The sequence below is a fragment of the Intestinibacillus massiliensis genome, from assembly GCF_900155735.1.
In the GTDB taxonomy this organism is placed as follows: domain Bacteria; phylum Bacillota; class Clostridia; order Oscillospirales; family Butyricicoccaceae; genus Intestinibacillus; species Intestinibacillus massiliensis.
In genome coordinates this window covers 57,826-59,056 of record NZ_LT707051.1, presented here as the reverse complement: position 1 = coordinate 59,056, position 1,231 = coordinate 57,826, and the positions used below count along the sequence as shown (strand labels likewise).

Genomic DNA, 1,231 nt, shown 5'->3' with positions numbered 1-1,231 from the left:
GCCTCCCTGGACGCGCAGCTCCGGCCGGTCATGGACCGCATCCGCACGCATGCCGAGCACGCCTGCGCGCTGGGCGGGCTGGCGTTCAAGCCGTATATCGACGGCGGCACGGTCGCGGTGGACGCGGCGCAGGCGGACGCCTTTTTCCCCACGGCGTTTAACGGGCGCGGGGAGGTGACGGCGGCGGTATTTGCCGAGCAGGCGGTGCAGGGCAGGTATTTCTTCACCAAGCTGGAGCACCACGCGCTGACGGACGCGGGCTACCGCATCACGAACCGCGCCTTCCGCAGCAGGGTGCGGGACACGCTCGGCGTGGAGGTGCCGCTGGACGCGGTGGAAGCGTGGGCGGACCTTCTGCCGGAGGCGCTGATCGAGCATGTCAGCCGGCCGCTGTTTGCGTATTTCCGCATCCCGCAGGCCAACACGGCCGACCGCGCGTCCCCGCTGGGCGCGTCGGTGTTCGCGCGGGCGGCCGGCCAGATCCGGCAGGCCGACATGCTGCACAGCGGCATCCTGTGGGAATACGAGGGGTCGCAGCTTGCGGTGGACGCCGACCTCGCCGCGCTCGCGCCGGACGGCGGGGGTGCGCCGGGCAGGCTGCCCCAGCGGGACGCGCGGCTGTTCCGCAGCGTCGGCCTGTCCGGCGGTGCGGGCGGCGATTTCTACCAGGTGTTTTCCCCGCCGATCCGCGACGCGAGCCTGTTTAACGGGCTGAACAGGCAGCTCCAGCATGTGGAGCGCGCGTGCGGGCTTTCCTTCGGCACGCTGTCCGACCCGCAGAGCGTGGACAGGACGGCCACGGAGATCAAATCCTCCAAGCAGGAGATGTACGCCACGGTGACGGAAATCCAGAAGGCGCTGCAGGCCGCGCTAGAGCAGCTCGTATACGCAATGGACGTATGGGCGACGCTCGGGCGGCTCGCCCCGGCGGGGCGCTACCATCTGGCCGTGCACTTTGACGACGGCGTGCTGAACGACCCGGACGTGCAGAAGCAGCAGGACCTGCAGGAGGTGCGGGACGGCATCCTGGGCAAGGCGGAATACCGCATGAAGTGGTACGGCGAGGACGAGGCCGCGGCACGCGCGGCGCTGGCGGCGCTGGACGGCTGACACGGGAATCCCCGCGCGCCCCCTGGTTGGGGAAACCGCCCTGCTCCCGGCCGGGCTTAAAATGCCGGGGACGCCGCGGCGCTGAGTGGCAGCGCGTTTATAAATCAAATCGAGCGGCGGG

At 70.2% G+C, this 1,231-nt stretch carries 1 protein-coding gene; it reads left to right on the top strand.

Features of this window, described 5'->3' with window-relative positions; all coding sequences use genetic code 11:
* A partial coding sequence (locus CZ203_RS14485; RefSeq protein WP_087064772.1) for a phage portal protein occupies positions 1 to 1,110 on the top strand: 1,110 nt, incomplete at its 5' end.
* Positions 1,111 to 1,231: the final 121 nt, after the last annotated feature.